This is a genomic window from Citrobacter sp. RHBSTW-00986, from assembly GCF_013783065.1.
GTDB classification, from domain to species: Bacteria; Pseudomonadota; Gammaproteobacteria; order Enterobacterales; family Enterobacteriaceae; genus Citrobacter; species Citrobacter braakii.
Map to the genome: position 1 here is coordinate 4,045,233 of NZ_CP056200.1, position 20,176 is coordinate 4,065,408.

16 protein-coding genes are annotated in these 20,176 nt (G+C 52.8%); 9 read left to right on the top strand and 7 right to left on the bottom strand.

All coding sequences use genetic code 11. The features are described 5' to 3' along the window. Positions 1 to 18 precede the first annotated feature (18 nt). Entirely contained in the window at positions 19 to 402 is a 384-nt protein-coding gene (locus HV345_RS19605; protein ID WP_016155677.1) for a DUF4751 family protein, read from the bottom strand. A gap of 600 nt (positions 403 to 1,002) precedes the next feature. Here HV345_RS19605 and polB point away from each other — a divergent pair. From polB to rluA, 3 genes are all read left to right on the top strand, one after another. Beyond that, the gene (gene polB, locus HV345_RS19610; protein ID WP_181635952.1) at positions 1,003 to 3,354 is read left to right on the top strand and encodes a DNA polymerase II; all 2,352 of its coding nucleotides are present in this window, start codon (positions 1,003 to 1,005) and stop codon (positions 3,352 to 3,354) included. A gap of 177 nt (positions 3,355 to 3,531) precedes the next feature. Next, positions 3,532 to 6,438, top strand: a complete 2,907-nt coding sequence (rapA, locus tag HV345_RS19615) for an RNA polymerase-associated protein RapA (RefSeq protein ID WP_047358342.1) — start codon at positions 3,532 to 3,534, stop codon at positions 6,436 to 6,438. A gap of 11 nt (positions 6,439 to 6,449) precedes the next feature. Further along, on the top strand, positions 6,450 to 7,109 hold the full coding sequence (rluA, locus tag HV345_RS19620) for a bifunctional tRNA pseudouridine(32) synthase/23S rRNA pseudouridine(746) synthase RluA (protein WP_016151668.1): 660 nt from the start codon (positions 6,450 to 6,452) through the stop codon (positions 7,107 to 7,109). A 94-nt stretch (positions 7,110 to 7,203) separates the two neighbouring features. Here rluA and djlA read toward each other — a convergent pair whose 3' ends face one another. Next, complete coding sequence (gene djlA, locus HV345_RS19625) at positions 7,204 to 8,019, bottom strand: co-chaperone DjlA (RefSeq protein ID WP_046276044.1); 816 nt, start codon at positions 8,017 to 8,019, stop codon at positions 7,204 to 7,206. A 343-nt stretch (positions 8,020 to 8,362) separates the two neighbouring features. Between djlA and lptD the strand changes: the two genes are divergently transcribed. Genes lptD through apaH form a run of 6 tightly spaced genes read left to right on the top strand, consistent with a single transcriptional unit; the run spans position 8,363 to position 15,156 of the window. Next, on the top strand, positions 8,363 to 10,771 hold the full coding sequence (gene lptD / locus HV345_RS19630; protein WP_181635953.1) for an LPS assembly protein LptD: 2,409 nt from the start codon (positions 8,363 to 8,365) through the stop codon (positions 10,769 to 10,771). 53 nt (positions 10,772 to 10,824) lie between these two features. Then, positions 10,825 to 12,111 (top strand): peptidylprolyl isomerase SurA, encoded by a 1,287-nt coding sequence (gene surA / locus HV345_RS19635; RefSeq protein WP_181635954.1) that lies wholly within the window; start codon positions 10,825 to 10,827, stop codon positions 12,109 to 12,111. Next, on the top strand, positions 12,111 to 13,103 hold the full coding sequence (gene pdxA, locus HV345_RS19640) for a 4-hydroxythreonine-4-phosphate dehydrogenase PdxA (protein ID WP_080859382.1): 993 nt from the start codon (positions 12,111 to 12,113) through the stop codon (positions 13,101 to 13,103). Before surA ends, pdxA begins: the two co-directional genes overlap by 1 nt. Beyond that, on the top strand, positions 13,096 to 13,917 hold the full coding sequence (rsmA, locus tag HV345_RS19645; protein WP_003018865.1) for a 16S rRNA (adenine(1518)-N(6)/adenine(1519)-N(6))-dimethyltransferase RsmA: 822 nt from the start codon (positions 13,096 to 13,098) through the stop codon (positions 13,915 to 13,917). Before pdxA ends, rsmA begins: the two co-directional genes overlap by 8 nt. Before the next feature lie 2 nt (positions 13,918 to 13,919). Beyond that, complete coding sequence (apaG, locus tag HV345_RS19650; RefSeq protein WP_003018867.1) at positions 13,920 to 14,297, top strand: Co2+/Mg2+ efflux protein ApaG; 378 nt, start codon at positions 13,920 to 13,922, stop codon at positions 14,295 to 14,297. 10 nt (positions 14,298 to 14,307) lie between these two features. Continuing rightward, the gene (gene apaH, locus HV345_RS19655) at positions 14,308 to 15,156 is read left to right on the top strand and encodes a bis(5'-nucleosyl)-tetraphosphatase (symmetrical) ApaH (RefSeq protein ID WP_016151663.1); all 849 of its coding nucleotides are present in this window, start codon (positions 14,308 to 14,310) and stop codon (positions 15,154 to 15,156) included. Between the two features lie 94 nt (positions 15,157 to 15,250). Here apaH and folA read toward each other — a convergent pair whose 3' ends face one another. From folA to HV345_RS19680, 5 genes are all read right to left on the bottom strand, one after another. Next, on the bottom strand, positions 15,251 to 15,730 hold the full coding sequence (gene folA, locus HV345_RS19660; protein ID WP_016151662.1) for a type 3 dihydrofolate reductase: 480 nt from the start codon (positions 15,728 to 15,730) through the stop codon (positions 15,251 to 15,253). A gap of 198 nt (positions 15,731 to 15,928) precedes the next feature. After that, entirely contained in the window at positions 15,929 to 17,791 is a 1,863-nt protein-coding gene (gene kefC / locus HV345_RS19665) for a glutathione-regulated potassium-efflux system protein KefC (protein ID WP_016151661.1), read from the bottom strand. Further along, on the bottom strand, positions 17,784 to 18,314 hold the full coding sequence (kefF, locus tag HV345_RS19670) for a glutathione-regulated potassium-efflux system oxidoreductase KefF (protein ID WP_016151660.1): 531 nt from the start codon (positions 18,312 to 18,314) through the stop codon (positions 17,784 to 17,786). The genes kefC and kefF overlap by 8 nt, the downstream gene beginning before the upstream one ends. A 103-nt stretch (positions 18,315 to 18,417) precedes the next feature. Next, a complete protein-coding gene (locus HV345_RS19675) occupies positions 18,418 to 18,651 on the bottom strand; it encodes a YgdI/YgdR family lipoprotein (protein ID WP_003018880.1) in 234 nt (77 codons plus the stop codon). A gap of 90 nt (positions 18,652 to 18,741) precedes the next feature. Beyond that, positions 18,742 to 20,085, bottom strand: a complete 1,344-nt coding sequence (locus HV345_RS19680; protein ID WP_016151659.1) for an MFS transporter — start codon at positions 20,083 to 20,085, stop codon at positions 18,742 to 18,744. Between the last annotated feature and the right edge of the window lie 91 nt (positions 20,086 to 20,176).

The following is a 20,176-nucleotide window of genomic DNA, read 5'->3' on the forward strand; positions in this document are numbered from 1 at the left end:
CGGTGGCGCGCTCTCTGGTTATTCCTTTATATATTCCGCAAACGCACTTCGATACACACAGTTATTAGCACAAACGTATTTAATCACGTTGTCATAATGTCCCTGCGCCTCTTCACCATCCAGTGAATGAAAGAAAATGTAATCTGTAATCGTTGACTGCCAGCGCTGTCCATTCAACAGATAATTAATCACCGTATCACGATGACCATTTATTCTGTCATGCCCTTGCCAGTGAAAGAAAGCATTCCCACGTTCAATAACCTCAGTACGCCAAATTTGACCTGACCACGTTCTATACTCAATATATTGACTTACTGATTTAATTGTAGGGTTAGATAACTGAGTATTAACAAATAAATAGTGATCATATCCTACCTGTAACGCCTGAGTATAAATATCCATAATAGGCCTCCATAACACTACGCACCCAAGCCATTGATATAAAACACCCGAGCTATCTGATGAATAAAATTATATTCAGCGATAAAAATCAAATTATACAGAGAGATATTCCCGACGAAATCGAACCGAAAATCCGTTTTTATCCAGACAATAGCAAGCCATAAAAATATATTATATTCAATCTGGTAACCCGAGTGTTTGATTAAAATAGTTACACTAACCATGAATAAAAACAAATAAAAAAAAGAACCATTTTTCCTGAACCGAGGGATGAGTAACAAAACCGTACGAGCACGATTCCGAAAATGACATAAAAATCCTGAAACGGACTTCCAATTTATGAAACAAATATAATTACAAAAGAATAATAGATCCAAATAGCCATGACAGGCCAATAAAATAATTAAAGGAAGAGCTTTCAATTAAGGCATTCATTTATTAAATACCAAACCCTATCCTGTAACACTTTTACTGCGGAGGGCATTTTACTTTTATTGTCACAATAACTTCCCGCAGCTCTCATTTTTAACTGTACAAAATAACAGTACAATCGTGTAAACCAGGCTATAATAATGCCTGGTTTTTTAATGGGTACGCAGCGTGGCGCAGGCAGGCTTTATTTTAACCCGGCACTGGCGGGACACCCCGCAGGGAACTGAGGTCACATTCTGGCTGGCTACGGACGACGGGCCGCTACAGGTCACGCTCGCGCCTCAGGAGTCGGTCGCGTTTATTCCTGTCAGTCAGGTTCCTCGCGTAGCGTCATTATTACGCAATGAAAACGGCTATCGTCTGACGCCGCTGCAATTGCAAGACTTCCACCGCCAGCCCGTTTCCGGCCTGTATTGCCGCTCACATCGCCAGATCATGCGGCTGGAAAAGCTGCTGCGTGAAAACGCAATTACCGTCTACGAGGCCGACGTGCGTCCGCCGGAACGGTATCTGATGGAGCGTTTTATCACCTCACCTGTTTGGGTTGAAGGCGACAGACATAACGGTACGCTGGTTAATGCCCGGTTGAAGCCAAACCCTGACTATCGACCGCCGCTGAAATGGGTCTCGCTGGATATCGAAACCACGCGCCACGGCGAACTCTACTGTATCGGCCTTGAAGGCTGTGGGCAGCGTATTGTCTACATGCTTGGCCCGGCAAACGGCGATGCCTCAGCGCTGGATTTTGAACTTGAATATGTCGCAAGCCGCCCGCAGTTACTGGAAAAACTCAACGACTGGATTGCCCGTCACGATCCTGATGTGGTAATCGGCTGGAACGTCGTGCAATTCGATTTACGCGTCCTGCAAAAGCATGCTGAACGTTACCGCATTCCCCTGCGTTTTGGTCGTGACAATAGCGAGCTGGAGTGGCGCGAACATGGCTTCAAAAACGGCGTATTCTTCGCGCAGGCTAAAGGTCGCCTGATTATCGACGGCATTGAGGCGCTTAAATCCGCATTCTGGAATTTCTCATCCTTTTCGCTGGAAACGGTGTCACAGGAGCTGCTGGGCGAAGGGAAGTCGATAGATAATCCCTGGGACAGGATGGACGAAATAGATCGCCGGTTTGCCCAGGATAAGCCCGCGCTCGCCACCTACAATCTCAAAGACTGTGAGCTGGTCACGCGTATTTTTCATAAAACCGAGATCATGCCATTTTTGCTGGAACGATCGACGGTAAACGGCCTGCCGGTCGACCGGCACGGCGGTTCCGTTGCCGCCTTCGGCCATCTCTACCTACCGCGAATGCACCGGGCGGGCTATGTGGCACCGAATCTGGGGGAAGTTCCCGCGCACGCCAGCCCCGGTGGCTACGTGATGGACTCGCGCCCGGGTTTGTACGACTCCGTGCTGGTGCTGGATTACAAAAGCCTGTACCCGTCAATTATTCGTACTTTTTTGATCGATCCAGTGGGACTTATCGAAGGGATGGCACAGCCGGATCGGGAACACAGTACCGAGGGGTTCCTTGACGCCTGGTTCTCACGCGAAAAGCACTGTCTGCCGGAAATTGTTACCCAGATCTGGCATGGGCGCGATGAAGCCAAACGCCGCGGCAATAAGCCGCTCTCACAGGCGCTGAAAATCATCATGAACGCGTTTTACGGCGTGCTTGGCACCACCGCCTGCCGCTTTTTCGACCCGAGGCTGGCTTCGTCTATCACCATGCGCGGTCACGCGATCATGCGTCAGACCAAAGCGCTGATTGAGGCTCAGGGTTACGACGTCATCTATGGCGACACCGACTCCACCTTTGTCTGGCTTAAAAAGGCGCACTCGGAAGACGATGCGGCCCGGATTGGTCGGGAGCTGGTGAGCTATGTCAACAACTGGTGGACGCAATCGCTGAAGCAGCAAAACCTGACCAGCGCGCTGGAGCTGGAATTTGAAACCCACTTTTGTCGCTTTCTGATGCCGACCATTCGCGGTGCAGATACCGGCAGCAAAAAACGCTACGCCGGAATGATTCAGTCGGGCGCTGAGCAACGCATGGTCTTTAAAGGTCTGGAAACGGTACGCACCGACTGGACGCCGCTGGCCCAGCAGTTTCAGCAGGAGCTGTACCTGCGAATTTTTCGTAACGAGCCTTATCAAGAGTTTGTTCGCGAGACTATCGACCGTCTGATGGCGGGTGAACTGGATGAACACCTGGTGTACCGCAAACGCCTGCGCCGCCCGTTGAGCGAATACCAGCGGAATGTTCCGCCGCACGTTCGCGCCGCACGGCTCGCCGATGAGCAGAACGTCAAACTGGGGCGTCCTCAGCAGTATCAGAATCGTGGCACGATTAAATATGTCTGGACGATAAATGGACCTGAACCTGTTGATTATCAGCTATCTGCACTTGATTACGAGCATTATCTGACCCGCCAGATCCAGCCGGTTGCCGAGGGAATTCTTCCCTTTATTGACGATAATTTTGCTACACTACTCACAGGACAACTGGGGTTATTTTGACGCGTGACGAAACCGCCGCCATCCAGTACCATAGCGCCCTTTCCATTCCTGGACCCATTTAACACCCCTACCACTGATTTATTAGCCTGGTAGCGGGGTCATATGCTCTCAATAACGGGGACTAGCCCGGAAAATGACGAGTATTGCCTGCAATTAAAGATATAGAGCCGAACATATATGCCTTTTACACTTGGTCAACGCTGGATCAGCGATACAGAAAGCGAATTGGGACTTGGTACTGTTGTCGCCATGGATGCGCGAACCGTCACTTTACTTTTCTCATCGACGGGTGAAAACCGTCTGTATGCGCGCAGTGATTCCCCCGTGACCCGCGTGATGTTCAATCCTGGCGACACGATAACGAGCCATGAAGGCTGGCAACTGCATGTCGATGAAGTAAAAGAAGAAAAAGGCCTGCTTGCCTATATCGGAACCCGCCTTGATACCGAAGAAACCGGTGTAACGCTGCGTGAAGTGCTGCTCGACAGCAAACTGGTTTTCAGTAAACCCCAGGATCGCCTGTTTGCCGGCCAGATTGACCGTATGGACCGCTTTGCGCTGCGCTATCGCGCACGTAAATTTCAGAGCGAACAGTACCGTATGCCGTGGAGTGGTTTGCGTGGTCAACGTACCAGCCTGATCCCCCACCAGCTCAACATTGCCCATGATGTCGGCCGTCGTCATGCCCCTCGCGTGTTGCTGGCAGACGAAGTGGGTTTAGGTAAAACCATTGAAGCAGGGATGATCCTGCATCAACAACTGCTGTCAGGCGCCGCGGAGCGCGTTCTGATCATCGTCCCGGAGACGTTACAGCACCAGTGGCTGGTCGAAATGCTGCGTCGTTTCAACCTGCGCTTTGCGCTGTTTGATGATGAGCGTTATGCAGAAGCGCAGCACGATGCCTACAACCCGTTTGAAACCGAACAGTTGGTTATCTGTTCGCTGGACTTTGCCCGTCGCAGTAAACAGCGTCTGGAGCACCTGTGTGATGCCGAATGGGATCTGCTGATTGTCGATGAAGCCCATCACCTGGTGTGGAGCGAAGACGCGCCCAGCCGTGAATATATGGCCGTTGAACAGCTGGCAGAGCGCGTACCAGGCATCCTGCTGCTGACCGCAACGCCGGAACAGCTGGGCCTGGAAAGCCACTTTGCGCGCCTGCGTCTACTGGATCCAAGCCGCTTCCACGATTTCGCCCAGTTTGTTGAAGAACAGAAAAATTACCGTCCGGTCGCCGATGCCGTCGCCATGTTACTGGCTGGCAACAAGCTGAGTAACAATGAGCTGAACATGTTAGGTGACATGATTGGCGAACAGGACATTGAGCCGTTATTGCAGGCGGCAAACAGCGACAGCGAAGACGCCCAGAGCGCGCGTCAGGAGCTGGTTTCGATGCTGATGGACCGCCACGGCACCAGCCGCGTGCTGTTCCGAAATACCCGTAACGGTGTGAAAGGCTTCCCTAAACGCGAGCTGCATACCATCAAATTGCCGTTGCCAACCCAATACCAGACGGCCATTAAAGTCTCCGGTATTATGGGCGCGCGTAAGAGCGCGGAAGACCGCGCGCGCGACATGCTCTACCCGGAGCAGATTTATCAGGAATTCGAAGGCGACACCGGCACCTGGTGGAACTTTGACCCGCGCGTGGAATGGCTGATGGGCTACCTGACCAGCCACCGCTCGCAAAAAGTTCTGGTCATCTGTGCGAAAGCCACCACTGCGCTTCAGCTGGAGCAGGTTCTGCGCGAGCGCGAAGGTATCCGCGCCGCCGTGTTCCATGAAGGGATGTCGATCATTGAACGTGACCGCGCTGCGGCCTGGTTTAGCGAAGAAGATAGCGGCGCCCAGGTGATGCTGTGCTCTGAAATCGGCTCCGAAGGGCGTAACTTCCAGTTCGCCAGCCATCTGGTGATGTTTGATCTGCCGTTCAATCCGGACCTGCTGGAACAGCGTATTGGCCGTCTGGACCGTATTGGTCAGGTGCATGATATCCAGATCCACGTTCCATACCTGGAAAAAACCGCGCAATCCGTGCTGGTGCGTTGGTACCACGAAGGTCTGGATGCGTTCGAACACACTTGCCCGACCGGACGTACCATCTATGACACGGTATATAACAATCTGATCGGCTACCTGGCTGAGCCAGAAAACACCGATGGCTTTGACGATCTGATCAAAACCTGTCGCGAACAGCATGACGCGCTGAAAGCACAGCTGGAGCAAGGTCGCGATCGCCTGCTGGAGATCCACTCTAACGGCGGCGAAAAAGCGCTGGCGCTGGCTGAGAGTATTGAAGAACAGGACGACGATACCAGCCTGATCGCCTTCGCCATGAACCTGTTTGATATCGTTGGTATTAATCAGGATGACCGTGGCGACAATTTGATCGTGCTGACACCGTCCGATCATATGCTGGTGCCGGATTTCCCAGGGCTGCCGGAAGATGGCTGTACCATTACGTTTGAGCGTGATGTTGCCCTGTCGCGTGAAGACGCGCAGTTTATTACCTGGGAGCATCCGCTGATCCGTAATGGTCTGGATCTGATCCTCTCCGGCGACACCGGAAGCAGCACCATTTCTTTGCTGAAAAACAAAGCATTACCAGTCGGTACTCTGCTGGTTGAACTGGTCTACGTCGTTGAAGCGCAAGCGCCAAAACAGCTGCAGTTAAACCGCTTCCTGCCGCCAACCCCGGTACGCATGCTGCTGGACAAAAACGGCAACAACCTTGCCGCGCAGGTTGAATTCGAAACCTTTAACCGTCAGCTCAGCGCCGTTAACCGCCACACCGGCAGTAAACTGGTCAACGCCGTACAGCAGGATGTGCATGCCATTCTGCAACTCGGTGAAGCGCAGGTAGAAAAATCGGCCCGCGCGCTGATCGACGCGGCGCGTAAAGAGGCGGACGAGAAGCTGACGGCTGAACTCTCCCGTCTGGAAGCGCTGCGTGCCGTTAACCCGAACATCCGTGATGACGAACTCAGCGCCATTGAAAGCAATCGTCAGCTGGTGATGGAAAGCCTGGATCAGGCGGGATGGCGTCTGGATGCCCTGCGCCTGATCGTCGTGACGCATCAGTAACGGAGCCAGACATGGGGATGGAAAACTATAATCCGCCGCAGGAACCCTGGCTGGTTATCCTGTATCAGGATGAGCACATTATGGTGGTCAACAAGCCGAGCGGCTTGTTGTCCGTGCCGGGTCGTCTGGATGAACACAAAGACAGCGTGATGACGCGTATTCAGCGCGATTATCCGCAGGCTGAATCCGTACATCGTCTGGATATGGCAACCAGCGGCGTGATTGTAGTGGCGCTAACTAAAGCGGCAGAGCGCGAGCTAAAGCGCCAGTTTCGCGAACGCGAGCCGAAGAAACAGTATGTCGCACGCGTCTGGGGACATCCCGCTCCGGCCGAGGGGCTGGTTGATTTACCGCTGATTTGCGACTGGCCGAATCGGCCAAAGCAGAAAGTGTGTTATGAGACCGGAAAATCGGCGCAGACCGAGTATGAAGTGGTGGAGTTTGCGGAAGATAACACCGCCCGGGTCGTGCTCAAACCCATTACTGGACGCTCCCACCAGTTACGTGTGCATATGCTGGCATTAGGGCATCCGATCCTGGGCGACCGCTTCTACGCCCCGCCACAGGCCCTGGCGTTAGCGCCGCGCCTGCTGCTGCACGCAGAGATGTTAACTATCACGCATCCCGAATACGGCAACAGTATGACGTTTAAAGTTCCGGCAGATTTTTAAACGCAGGACCCATTTAGGCCGGGTGCTTCGCTTACCCGGCCTACATTTATTAACGTAGGCCGGATAAGGCGCTAGCTGCCATCCGGCATAACGATTATTTAAAACCTTTCTGTTCTTTAATTAGCTCGTAAGCTTTTTGAATTTCCTGCGCTTTTTGCTTCGCCATTTCCATCATTTCTGGCGGCAGGCCTTTCGCCACCAGTTTGTCCGGATGGTGCTCGCTCATCAGCTTACGGTATGCGCGCTTAATGGTGGTCGCATCATCGGTCGCTTTCACACCCAGCACATTGCAGGCGTCTTCCAGCGTCGGACCGCGTTGCGTCTGCTGCCAGCCACCGCCACCGGACTGTTGCTGATATCCGCCGCCAAACTGGGCGCCGCCCTGCATCATGCGCAGAAACTGATCAAACTGGGTACGTGAGATCCCCAACTCTTCAGCAATCACATACAGCACTTCACGCTCATTCGGATGCAACGACCCATCGGCAAAAGCCGCCTGGATCTGAATCTCCAGAAACATGCGGATCAGATCGAAGCGACCAAAACAGACGCTGCGAAACTGACGCATTTTTTCACGTAATGGGTAATTGTCCGATTTTCCCACCCGGAAGGCATGTTGCGCGGCGGTACGCGAGTCACCGTGCAAATTCATTCGATCCATCAATTGACTGGCGATATGGATATCGGCTTCCGTGACGCGACCTTTGGATTTGGTCAGGTGCCCCATCACCTCAAAAGTGGTGGCAAAAAACAGCGCCTGGCGTTCACGCTGGTTGGCAAACCACGCCATTTTGCGCATGCGGGCTTTGTCGAACATGTGACCAACTAACAGGCCCAGAACCACACCCCAGAAGCCGCCGCCCATCATTAAGGCCACGGCGACACCAATTATCTTTCCCCAATACTGCATAGACTCCCCAAATCTTTCTGCTCTCAGCCAGGATATGTCCCACAATATAAGGTGCTTTTACCGATTTACGGCTGCGGTCAATTGTGGGACATCGCCTATAATTTGCATTATCATACCTGTCATTCTATGCCGTGCCTAACACCACAAACGCTATACCCGTTGGATTTCGAGTTGCAACAAGGCGGCAACGCAGTGACCAATTCGTCTGGAACGAAGATGCAGCTTGAAAGGTGGCGGGATAAAATGGGCAGGATTAATACTAGCGAAGTGAAGATGAGATAAGTTAGGCTGTGACCGTTTGTCACGCGCGACGCTACTGATGATGGAACAATAAATACAACGTATGAAAAAACGTATTCCCACTCTTCTGGCCACCATGATTGCCAGCGCCCTCTATAGCCATCAGGGTCTGGCAGCCGATCTCGCCTCACAGTGTATGCTGGGCGTGCCAAGCTATGACCGTCCTCTGGTACAGGGCGAGACCAATGAATTACCCGTCACCATCACTGCTGACAACGCGAAAGGGAATTACCCGGATGACGCGGTGTTTACTGGCAATGTGGACATCGCACAGGGTAACAGCCGCCTGCAGGCCGACGAAGTGCAGCTTCATCAGAAGCAGGCAGAAGGCCAGCCGGAGCCAGTTCGTACCGTCGATGCGCTTGGCAATGTCCATTATGATGACAATCAGGTTATTCTGAAGGGGCCGAAGGGCTGGTCTAATCTGAATACCAAAGATACCAACATCTGGGAAGGTGATTATCAGATGGTAGGCCGTCAGGGGCGCGGAAAAGCCGATCTGATGAAGCAGCGTGGGGAAAACCGCTATACCATTCTGGAAAACGGTAGCTTCACCTCTTGTCTGCCAGGTTCCAATACCTGGAGCGTCGTCGGTAGCGAAGTCATTCACGACCGTGAAGAACAGGTCGCAGAGATCTGGAACGCCCGTTTTAAACTGGGTCCGGTTCCGGTCTTTTACAGTCCTTATTTACAGTTACCCGTCGGCGATAAGCGTCGTTCTGGTTTCCTGATCCCGAACGCAAAATACTCTACCAATAACTATTTTGAGTTCTATCTCCCGTATTATTGGAACATTGCGCCCAATATGGACGCCACCATCACGCCGCATTATATGCACCGTCGTGGCGGTATCATGTGGGAGAACGAATTCCGCTACCTCACCCAGGCGGGCGCAGGTCTGATGGAGTTCGACTATCTGAATTCCGATAAAGTGTACGAGGATGAACATCCGAAGGATGACAATTCCCGCCGCTGGCTGTTCTACTGGCAACACGCTGGCGTGATGGATCAGGTGTGGCGTTTCAACGTTGACTACACCAAGGTCAGCGACACCAGCTACTTTAATGATTTTGATAATAAATACGGTTCCAGTACCGACGGCTACGCCACGCAAAAATTTAGCGTCGGCTACGCAGTACAAAACTTTGACGCGACGGTTTCGACCAAGCAGTTCCAGGTCTTCGACGCACAAAACAGTAACAGTTACTCTGCGCAGCCGCAGTTAGACGTCAACTACTACCAGAATGATGTGGGCCCGTTTGACACCCGGATTTATGGTCAGGCAGTCCATTTCGTTAATTCCAACGACAACAGGCCGGAAGCAACTCGTTTACACCTTGAACCGACCATTAACCTGCCATTGTCGAATAATTGGGGAAGTATCAACACTGAGCTGAAGCTGATGGCAACGCACTATCAGCAAAACAACATCAGCGAGTATCAATCATTCGCAAGAAATAATTATCGTAACAATCCTAATCCGGATAATTTAAATACCCTTAACGCGGCCAATTCTCTGGAAGAGTCCGTGAACCGCGTAATGCCTCAGTTTAAAGTTGACGGCAAAATGGTGTTCGAGCGTGACATGCAGATGCTGGCGCCGGGTTATACCCAAACGCTGGAGCCCCGTGCGCAGTACCTATATGTACCGTATCGCGATCAAAGTAATATTTTTAACTATGACTCGTCCCTTCTGCAAGCTGACTACAGCGGCCTGTTCCGCGATCGTACCTATGGCGGTCTGGACCGCATCGCATCTGCCAACCAGGTAACGACCGGGGTCACATCTCGCGTTTATGATGACGCGGCCGTTGAACGTTTTAATATTTCTGTGGGTCAAATCTACTATTTCACCGAGTCTCGCACTGGCGATGACAACATTAAATGGGAGAATGACGACAAAACGGGCTCACTGGTATGGGCTGGCGATACCTACTGGCGCATCTCCGATCGCTGGGGCTTACGCAGTGGGATCCAGTACGACACGCGTCTGGACAGCGTTGCAACCAGCAGCAGCAGTATCGAATACCGCCGCGACGAAAACCGTATGCTGCAGCTGAACTACCGTTATGCCAGCTCTGAATATATCCAGGCAACCCTGCCGTCTTACTACTCTACAGCAGAGCAGTATAAAAACGGGATTTCACAGGTGGGCGCGGTAGCAAGCTTCCCGATCGCCGACCGCTGGTCGATTGTCGGGGCTTACTACTTTGATACCAACGTGAACAAAGAAGCGGATTCCATGCTGGGTCTGCAGTACAACTCCTGCTGTTACGCCATTCGCTTCGGCTACGAACGTAAGCTGAACGGCTGGGATGACACTCAGAAACATGCAGTTTATGACAACACGATCGGCTTTAATATCGAACTACGCGGCCTGAGTTCTAACTACGGTCTCGGCACCAACCAAATGTTGCGTTCTAACATTTTGCCGTATCAAAGCTCTTTATGATCTGATTGATTTACAACGTAATCCGCTTTGCGGTTAATTGAAATGGAAAAAGTATGAAGAACTGGAAAACGCTGCTTCTCGGTATCGCCATGATCGCGAATACCAGTTTCGCTGCCCCGCAGGTAGTCGATAAAGTCGCAGCCGTCGTCAATAACGGCGTCGTTCTGGAAAGCGACGTCGATGGCTTAATGCAGTCAGTAAAACTTAATGCGGGTCAGGCTGGTCAACAATTACCGGACGACGCCACGCTGCGTCATCAGATCCTGGAACGTTTGATCATGGATCAAATCCTCCTGCAGATGGGTCAGAAGATGGGTGTTAAAATCTCTGACGAGCAACTGGATCAGGCGATTGCCAACATCGCCAAGCAAAACAACATGACGCTGGATCAGATGCGCAGCCGTCTGGCACAGGATGGCTTAAGCTATTCGACCTATCGTAACCAGATCCGCAAAGAGATGACCATCTCTGAAGTGCGGAACAACGAAGTTCGCCGTCGCGTTACTATCCTGCCTCAGGAAGTGGATGCTCTGGCGCAGCAGGTCGGCAACCAAAACGATGCCAGCACCGAGCTGAACCTGAGCCACATTCTGATCCCATTACCGGAAAACCCAACTTCTGACCAGGTTAACGCGGCTGAAAGTCAGGCGCGCTCTGTTGTTGATGAAGCGCGTAACGGTAGCGATTTCGGCAAACTGGCTATCACCTATTCCACTGACCAGCAGGCGCTGAAAGGCGGCCAGATGGGTTGGGGACGTATTCAGGAGCTGCCTGGCATCTTTGCCCAGGCGCTGAGCACCGCGAAAAAAGGCGATATCATTGGCCCAATTCGTTCTGGTGTCGGCTTCCACATCCTGAAAGTCAACGATATGCGTGGTCAAAGCCAGAGTATCTCCGTGACTGAAGTTCATGCCCGCCATATTCTGCTCAAGCCATCGCCGATCATGACCGATCAACAGGCGCGTCTGAAGTTGGAACAAATCGCAGCTGATATTAAGAGCGGTAAAACAACCTTCGCGGCAGCGGCAAAAGAGTTTTCTCAGGATCCGGGTTCTGCCAACCAGGGCGGCGATCTGGGCTGGGCTGCAGCGGATATTTTCGATCCCGCTTTCCGCGATGCGCTGACCAAACTTCAGAAAGGCCAGATGAGTACCCCGGTGCACTCCTCTTTCGGGTGGCATCTGATCGAGCTGCTGGACACGCGTAACGTTGATAAAACTGACGCGGCGCAGAAAGACAGAGCTTATCGTATGCTGATGAACCGTAAATTCTCGGAAGAAGCTGCGACCTGGATGCAGGAACAGCGCGCCAGCGCCTACGTTAAAGTTCTGAGCAACTAATGACTCGTATTCAACGCGTTGTGATCACTCCCGGCGAACCCGCCGGGATTGGCCCGGACCTGGTGGTTCAGCTCGCCCAGCGTGAGTGGCCTGTAGAACTCGTTGTCTGTGCGGATGCCGCACTCCTCAGTGACCGGGCAGCAATGCTCGGTTTACCGCTTTCACTCCTCCCATACTCTCCAGATACCCCAGCCAGACCGCAATCAGCAGGTACGTTGACGCTGTTGCCGATTGCTCTGCGGGCGCCTGTTATCGCGGGTCAGTTGGCGGTAGAGAACGGACAATATGTGGTGGATACGCTGGCTCGCGCATGCGATGGTTGTCTGCAAGGTGAGTTTGCGGCGCTGATTACCGGTCCGGTGCACAAAGGCGTAATCAATGACGCAGGCGTCCCGTTTACCGGACATACCGAGTTTTTTGAAGAGCGCTCACAAGCGAAGAAAGTCGTCATGATGCTGGCGACTGAAACGCTGCGCGTTGCCCTGGCAACCACTCATTTGCCGCTCAGAGCCGTTGCCGATGCCATTACGCCTGCTCTGCTTAAGGAAGTGATCGGTATTTTGCATCATGATTTGCGCACCAAGTTTGGTATTGCCGATCCGCATATTCTGGTGTGCGGTCTTAACCCGCATGCCGGTGAAGGTGGTCATATGGGAACGGAAGAGATAGACACCCTCATTCCGGTCCTTGATGAACTGCGTGCGCAGGGGATGAAATTAAACGGCCCGCTGCCCGCAGATACGCTGTTTCAGCCCAAATATCTCGACCACGCGGATGCCGTGCTGGCAATGTACCACGATCAGGGTCTCCCCGTGCTAAAATACCAGGGATTTGGTCGCGGTGTGAATATCACGCTGGGCCTGCCCTTTATTCGCACATCCGTCGATCACGGCACCGCGCTTGAACTTGCGGGTCGTGGGCAAGCAGATGTCGGCAGTTTTATTACGGCGCTTAATCTCGCCATCAAAATGATTGTTAATACCAATGAATAATCGAGTCCATCAGGGCCACTTAGCCCGTAAACGTTTCGGGCAAAACTTCCTCAACGATCAGTTTGTGATCGAAAGTATTGTCTCTGCTATCAACCCGCAGAAAGGTCAGGCTATGGTCGAAATCGGCCCGGGCCTGGCAGCGTTGACCGAACCTGTAGGCGAACGCCTGGACAAGCTTACGGTCATTGAGCTGGACCGCGATCTCGCCGCCCGCCTGCAAACACACCCGTTTTTAGGGCCGAAGCTGACGATTTATCAGCAAGATGCCATGACCATGAACTTCGGCGAACTCGCACAAACGATGGGTCAGCCGCTGCGCGTATTCGGCAACCTGCCGTATAACATCTCCACGCCGCTCATGTTCCATCTTTTTTCCTATACTGATGCCATCGCCGACATGCATTTCATGTTGCAAAAAGAGGTGGTTAACCGTCTGGTTGCAGGGCCAAACAGTAAAGCGTATGGTCGATTAAGCGTAATGGCGCAGTATTACTGCAATGTGATCCCGGTACTTGAAGTGCCGCCATCCGCATTTACGCCTGCGCCTAAAGTCGATTCCGCCGTGGTGCGTCTGGTCCCTCACGCGACAATGCCGTACCCCGTTAAAGATGTTCGTGTGCTGAGCCGTATTACCACTGAAGCGTTTAATCAGCGTCGCAAAACGGTACGTAATAGTCTCGGCAACCTGTTTAGCGTTGAAGTACTGACAGAGCTGGGCGTTGATCCGGCGATGCGAGCGGAAAATATCTCTGTCGCGCAATACTGCCGGATGGCTAACTATCTGTCAGAAAACGCGCCATCGAAGGAGAGTTAAACATGATCAATTCGCCCCGAGTGTGCATTCAGGTACAAAGCGTCTACATTGAGGCGCAATCCTCACCTGATGATGAACGTTACGTTTTTGCTTATACCGTGACTATCCGCAATTTGGGGCGAGCGCCTGTGCAGCTGTTGGGGCGTTATTGGTTGATCACCAATGGTCATGGCCGTGAAACCGAAGTTCAGGGCGAAGGCGTGGTTGGCGTTCAGCCCCACATCGAACCTGGCGAAGAGTACCAGTACACCAGCGGTGCGGTGATTGAAACACCGCTGGGCACCATGCAGGGTCATTACGAAATGATCGATGAGCAAGGGATCGCCTTTACCATCGACATTCCCGTGTTCCGACTCGCCGTTCCTACACTCATTCATTAAAACAATAGCTATGGCAACATACCTCATTGGCGACGTTCACGGTTGTTACGATGAACTGGTAGCCTTGCTGCACCAGGTTGACTTTAATCCAGAACAAGACACCTTATGGCTCACCGGCGATCTGGTCGCGCGTGGGCCAGGGTCATTAGACGTTTTGCGCTACGTTAAATCGCTTGGCGACAGCGTACGGTTAGTCCTCGGTAATCACGATTTACACCTGCTGGCCGTGTTTGCTGGCATCAGCCGTAATAAACCGAAAGACCGGCTCACGCCGCTGCTTGAGGCACCGGATGCTGACACGCTGCTTAACTGGCTACGTCGCCAGCCGCTGTTGCAGGTTGATGAAGAGAAGAAACTGGTCATGGCGCATGCAGGGATTACCCCACAGTGGGATCTGCAGACGGCGAAGGACTGTGCTCGCGATGTTGAAGCCGTACTGTCGAGCGACTCTTATCCATTCTTTCTTGATGCCATGTACGGCGACATGCCAAATAACTGGACCCCGGAGCTGACGGGGCTGGCGCGCCTGCGTTTTATTACCAACGCGTTTACCCGCATGCGTTACTGCTTCCCCAACGGTCAGTTGGACATGTACAGCAAAGAGTCGCCAGAAGATGCGCCTGCCCCGCTGAAGCCGTGGTTTGCCATTCCTGGACCGGTCAGTGAAGCCTATAGCATTGCATTCGGGCACTGGGCATCGCTGGAGGGCAAAGGCACGCCAGAAGGTATTTACGCGTTAGATACGGGGTGTTGCTGGGGCGGGGATCTTACCTGTCTGCGCTGGGAAGACAAACAGTACTTTGTACAACCATCAAATCGCCATCTGAATCTGGATCCCGGCGAGGCCGTCAACGCCTGATAGTCGTCTGCCGGATGGCGGTGCTTACACCTTATCCGGCAAACGAATGTGCAATCTGTAGGCCTGATTAGCGCAACGCCATCAGGCATCCACATTAACGACGTTCCAAAATCTCGAAGCAGTAGCTGTGGGAGTTTTGCGCGTCAGCATCGTGGAATTCACTGAACACCGATTCCCAGTCATCTGGTTCGTAGTCCGGGAAATGCGTATCCCCTTCAACTTCCGCATCAATGTGTGTCAGATACAGTTTCTGCGCTTTCGGCAGGAACTGCTCATACACACGCCCACCGCCAATAACCATAATTTCAGGTTCATCGCCACAGGCCGCGATCGCTTCCTCAACAGACTTCACCCACTGCACGCGATCGTCGGTGCCAGGCTTGCTGCTGATGACGATATTTTTACGCCCTGGCAACGGTCGCCCGATGGATTCCCACGTGTGGCGTCCCATGACAACCGGCTTGTTTAAGGTATTACGTTTAAACCAGGCGAGATCGGCAGGTAGGTTCCATGGCATGGCATTTTCCATACCGATGACGCGATCTACCGCTAACGCCGCAATCAGACTGATCATTGAATGTTTCCCGGATACAAAAAAATTGTCGCCACTATACGGAAAGCGCAATCTTTCGTCGACTGGCGGAAAGAGGATGAGCATGAAAATTTTCCGTTCTGCTGGCGAACCGACCTATTTAAGGTGGTACGCCAGCATTACAGTAGTTCAAAAACAGCCAATTAGCAGTAAAGTTTGCAGAACATCACATTTTTTACCCTATGCTGACGGTTTCACTTCCGGCTCATCGGCGACGTCGCCCGTATGCTTACCTTCATCCGTGCCTTGCCAGCCATGGCGTTGAATTAATGATAAGTGCTGACGATCTTCCGCAATAATTTCACTCAGCATTTCGCTGGTGCGTTTATATACCGCCGCGCGGGACGTTGCGTCATTTTCTCCTTTCACCATCTCCTCAACCATCAGCGTGTTGAAGCGGCGGAATACATCGGCCCGCTCACGCGCTTCATAGCGTCCAAGCCCAAGACCTTCCAGTGCCAGACGTCCGGTCTTCAGCGCGCCCTCAAAGGTTTCACGTTCCGGCATCTCCACGCCAGCCTGGCGCAGGCGAATGTAATGATCCACGTCGCGCGCACGGGCAATAATTTGCAGATGCGGGAAATACTGTTTCACCATTTCGGTCAGTTGCAGGCTGGTTTGCGGATCGTCAATGGCGTTAATAATAACTTCAGCTTTAGCTGCCCCGGCAGACTCCAGCAGATCCATCCGCGTCGCATCGCCATAGAAAACCTTCATGCCGAATTTACGCAGCGTTTCGATATGGTCCGGGTCATGATCAAGAACCACCATTTTGACCCCGCTTGACAACAACAGACGACCGGTTATCTGACCAAATCGCCCAAACCCGGCAATGATCACACGAGGTTGTTCCTCGTCGATTTCATCTGCTTCCCGCTCTTCACCGGTCGCCGATTTTTCCAGACGCGTCAGAATTACCAGTAAAATCGGCGTCGCCGCCATCGACAGCGCCACCGCCAGCGTCAGAGATTTCGCCCAATCAGGATCAAGCACGTTTGCCATTTGCGCCGCGCCAAACACCACGAAGGCAAACTCACTGCCCTGCCCTAATAACACGGCAAACCATCTGCGCTGCTTGTTCGGCACCTGTAAGGGTTTCGCTATCAGCCACAGCATGACGGTTTTGATAACCAGGAAACCGACCAACAGAATGATAATGCGCAAGGGATTATCAATCAGCGTACCAAAGTCGATAGACATCCCGACGCCGATGAAAAACAGTCCCAGCAGCAGCCCTTTAAATGGCTCGATATCGCTTTCCAGCGCGTGACGATACTCAGAGCTTGCCAGCAGCACGCCAGCCAAGAACGCCCCCATCGCCATCGACAGTCCAACCTCTTCCAACAACAGACCGAAGCCAAAAACGAGGAACAGCGCAACGGCACTGAATACTTCCCGCAGGCCAGAGCGAGCGACAAAACGCAAGGCCGGACGCGTCACATAACGCCCCAGCAACACCACCAGCACTAGGGCGCTCGCCACTTTAAGGGCGGAGAGCGCAAACGCCCCAAGCGTTGTCGATGCGCCGCTCGCCGCAAGTAATGGGATCATCGCCACCAGAGGAATAGCGGCGATATCCTGGAACAACAGCACGGCAAACGCGCTGCGTCCCATTTGCGAAACCATCAGGTTCCTTTCATTCATCGCCTGCATAGCAATAGCCGTGGAGGAAAGCGCCAGCGTCATGCCGATCAGTTCCGCTACCTGCCAGCGCAGGCCGAGGAACATACAGAACAAACCAATCAGACCGCCGCATACCACCATCTGCAGCGCACCACCACCGAACACCGAGGCCCGCAGTTTCCACAAACGTTGCGGATCCAGCTCCAGACCGATGACAAACAGCATCAACACCACGCCAATCTCGGCAAAATGCAGGATTGATTCAGCGTCGGTCACCATCCTCAGACCCCATGGTCCAATAATGCACCCTGCGATGAGATACCCCAGCACTGATCCTAGCCCCAGTCGCACGGCAATGGGGACAATCAGCGCCGCCGATCCGAGATAAATCAGCGCCTGTATTAGCGTATGGTTATCCATGATGAACCTCCTGCCACTCCAACAGACGCTGTTTGTAATGACGCGCCTGCGCCTGCAGAGTTTCATCATCACAGATAAACGTACAGTGCATCGCAAACGGCGGCAGCCATTTGAGGCCACAGTAGAGCGCCGTTGCCTGTAAGGGCTGGGAAAGCACATCAAATCCGGGATGGGAGCCAATATCAAAGTGGTTTTCGCCGCCGCCGGTCGTCACTGCCCACAGCAGATGTTTACCGTGGAGCGCAGTCCCGCCGTGGCCATATGCCCAACCGTGCGAAAGGACCTTATCCATCCACAGCTTGAGTAAGGGAGGTGTGCTATACCATTGCATAGGATGCTGCCAGATAATCAAATCAGCGCGCGCCAGCGCATCCTGTTCAGCGGCAATATCGATATTGAAGTCGGGGTAGAGCTGGTAGAGCGAGCGGATCTCCACGCCCTCCAGCATCCTTGCCTGTTCAAGCATCCGCTTATTCGCATGTGAGTGCTGCGGATAGGGATGCGCATAAATGATGAGGATCATGATTAGCCTGTTTCACTGCATTATTGTAATAACAGTGAGTTTAGTCAGTTAATCCGCAGGCTAACAGTCAATATTATTGAGTGGTTGAATGGAGAAAACTGAACTAGTTATCCAGTTCGCTCATATCTTTAACCTGATCGCGGTTAATTTGTTCCGTCTTACCCGTTTGCGCATTTTTGTACGACACCAGGCCTGTATCATCATCGACTTGCGGTTTGCCGTCGGTCACGATTGTTTTGCCATCGGTCGTTTTAACCGCCTGGTTCGAGGAGCAACCGGCAACGGTGAACAGTGCTGCTGCGGTAAAAATAGAGGTGATCAGAATATGTTTTTGCATGGTGTTCTCCCTGCTTTTCAGTCGTTTTCAGTGATATACCCGTTAACTGTAGGCTAACTGACTGAGTTGCAGGGAAAATACAGAACACTCCTAATAACCCGTCCTGGTCACGGGTTTACTGCGGATCGTCATTTGGCTGGTTTGCGCCAGCGTCAGACCTCGCGTTTCCGGGGCGAAAGCGATGGACACGAGCAGGCCGATCAGCGAAATTCCCGCCCCCATCAACATGACATTACTGATCCCGTATTTGGTGATGAACACTGGCAGCGCCCAGGTTGAAACAATGGTGCCGATACGGCTTAAGGACATAATCACCCCGACGGCTGACGCACGAATATCGGTGGGAAACAGTTCGTTAGGGTATAGCCATTGCAGGTTTCCTGGTCCCCCAGAGAAAAATGCGTATACGGCAAACGCCAGCACCACCAGCCACGCGCCCATATCAGGGATTAACCCCAGCACGGCCAGCGCCAGCGTCATCATAATGAAGCTGCCAATTAACAGCGGTCGTCGGCCCGCGCTATTAAGCCAGAACATGGGAGGAATGCATCCCAACATAAAGCACAAGCTGATTACCACATTTCCCAACGCGGCGCTTTTCCCGGCACCAAGCCCCAGTAGCCCCACAATCTGCGGACCAAAGGTATAAATGGCAAACATCGGGATCACCTGACAAGTCCAGATAGCGGCGACAAACAGTACAAACGGGAAATGACGGCGATTAAATAGCTGAAGAAAGCGCGTCTCCTGCGGCGCTTCTTCGTCGAACACCACCGGTTCGCCGAACAGTTTGATCATCATCTCCTCACATTCTTTCACCCGACCTTTACGCAGCAGCCAGCGCGGCGATTCAGGAAGATCGAAACGCCCAATCAGGATCAAAATGCAGGGGATCACCGCGCTGCCCAACATCCAGCGCCATCCGCCCTCAACATCATACAACCAGTAGCCGACCAGATCGGCACAGGTGGCGCCGACATACCACATAGCGGCGATAAAACCGATGGAGAAAGCGCGCTGGCGGGTATTGGAGAACTCGGTGATCATCGAGGTGGCGATCGGGTAGTCGGCACCAATCACAATGCCGATCAGCACGCGCATTACCAACAACTCAACGGGCGAGGAGACAAACATGGTTGCCGCCGATATCACGCCAATGGCGATAATATCGATAATGAACATTTTGCGCCGCCCGACCTTGTCGGAAATGTAGCCAAACAGCGACGTCCCCACAAACAGACCCGCGAGCGTACCGGCGCCCAGCAGACCAATCCACTGCGCATCCAGTTTCAATGCTGGCGTGAGCTGTTCCAGTGCCACGCCAATCATCACCAGCACATAACCATCCAGAAACGGCCCACCGCTTCCCCACAGCATTATCCGGCGGTGAATAGAGGTGAATTTGATGTCATCAAAGTTCCTGGGCTGCTGCATGGTTATGTCCTGTTTTATTTTAACTTAATGCCTGATGACGTTACGCTTATCAGGCCTACGCATTGTTCCTGTAGGCCGGATAAGGCGAAGC

What these genes read in the sequence shown, in the direction of transcription:
- HV345_RS19605 (WP_016155677.1), bottom strand. Translation starts at nt 402, where the DNA reads ATGGATATTTATACTCAGGCGTTACAGGTAGGATATGATCACTATTTA.
- rapA (WP_047358342.1), top strand. Translation starts at nt 3,532, where the DNA reads ATGCCTTTTACACTTGGTCAACGCTGGATCAGCGATACAGAAAGCGAA.
- rluA (WP_016151668.1), top strand. Translation starts at nt 6,450, where the DNA reads ATGGGGATGGAAAACTATAATCCGCCGCAGGAACCCTGGCTGGTTATC.
- djlA (WP_046276044.1), bottom strand. Translation starts at nt 8,019, where the DNA reads ATGCAGTATTGGGGAAAGATAATTGGTGTCGCCGTGGCCTTAATGATG.
- lptD (WP_181635953.1), top strand. Translation starts at nt 8,363, where the DNA reads ATGAAAAAACGTATTCCCACTCTTCTGGCCACCATGATTGCCAGCGCC.
- surA (WP_181635954.1), top strand. Translation starts at nt 10,825, where the DNA reads ATGAAGAACTGGAAAACGCTGCTTCTCGGTATCGCCATGATCGCGAAT.
- pdxA (WP_080859382.1), top strand. Translation starts at nt 12,111, where the DNA reads ATGACTCGTATTCAACGCGTTGTGATCACTCCCGGCGAACCCGCCGGG.
- rsmA (WP_003018865.1), top strand. Translation starts at nt 13,096, where the DNA reads ATGAATAATCGAGTCCATCAGGGCCACTTAGCCCGTAAACGTTTCGGG.
- apaG (WP_003018867.1), top strand. Translation starts at nt 13,920, where the DNA reads ATGATCAATTCGCCCCGAGTGTGCATTCAGGTACAAAGCGTCTACATT.
- apaH (WP_016151663.1), top strand. Translation starts at nt 14,308, where the DNA reads ATGGCAACATACCTCATTGGCGACGTTCACGGTTGTTACGATGAACTG.
- folA (WP_016151662.1), bottom strand. Translation starts at nt 15,730, where the DNA reads ATGATCAGTCTGATTGCGGCGTTAGCGGTAGATCGCGTCATCGGTATG.
- kefC (WP_016151661.1), bottom strand. Translation starts at nt 17,791, where the DNA reads ATGGATAACCATACGCTAATACAGGCGCTGATTTATCTCGGATCGGCG.
- kefF (WP_016151660.1), bottom strand. Translation starts at nt 18,314, where the DNA reads ATGATCCTCATCATTTATGCGCATCCCTATCCGCAGCACTCACATGCG.
- HV345_RS19675 (WP_003018880.1), bottom strand. Translation starts at nt 18,651, where the DNA reads ATGCAAAAACATATTCTGATCACCTCTATTTTTACCGCAGCAGCACTG.
- HV345_RS19680 (WP_016151659.1), bottom strand. Translation starts at nt 20,085, where the DNA reads ATGCAGCAGCCCAGGAACTTTGATGACATCAAATTCACCTCTATTCAC.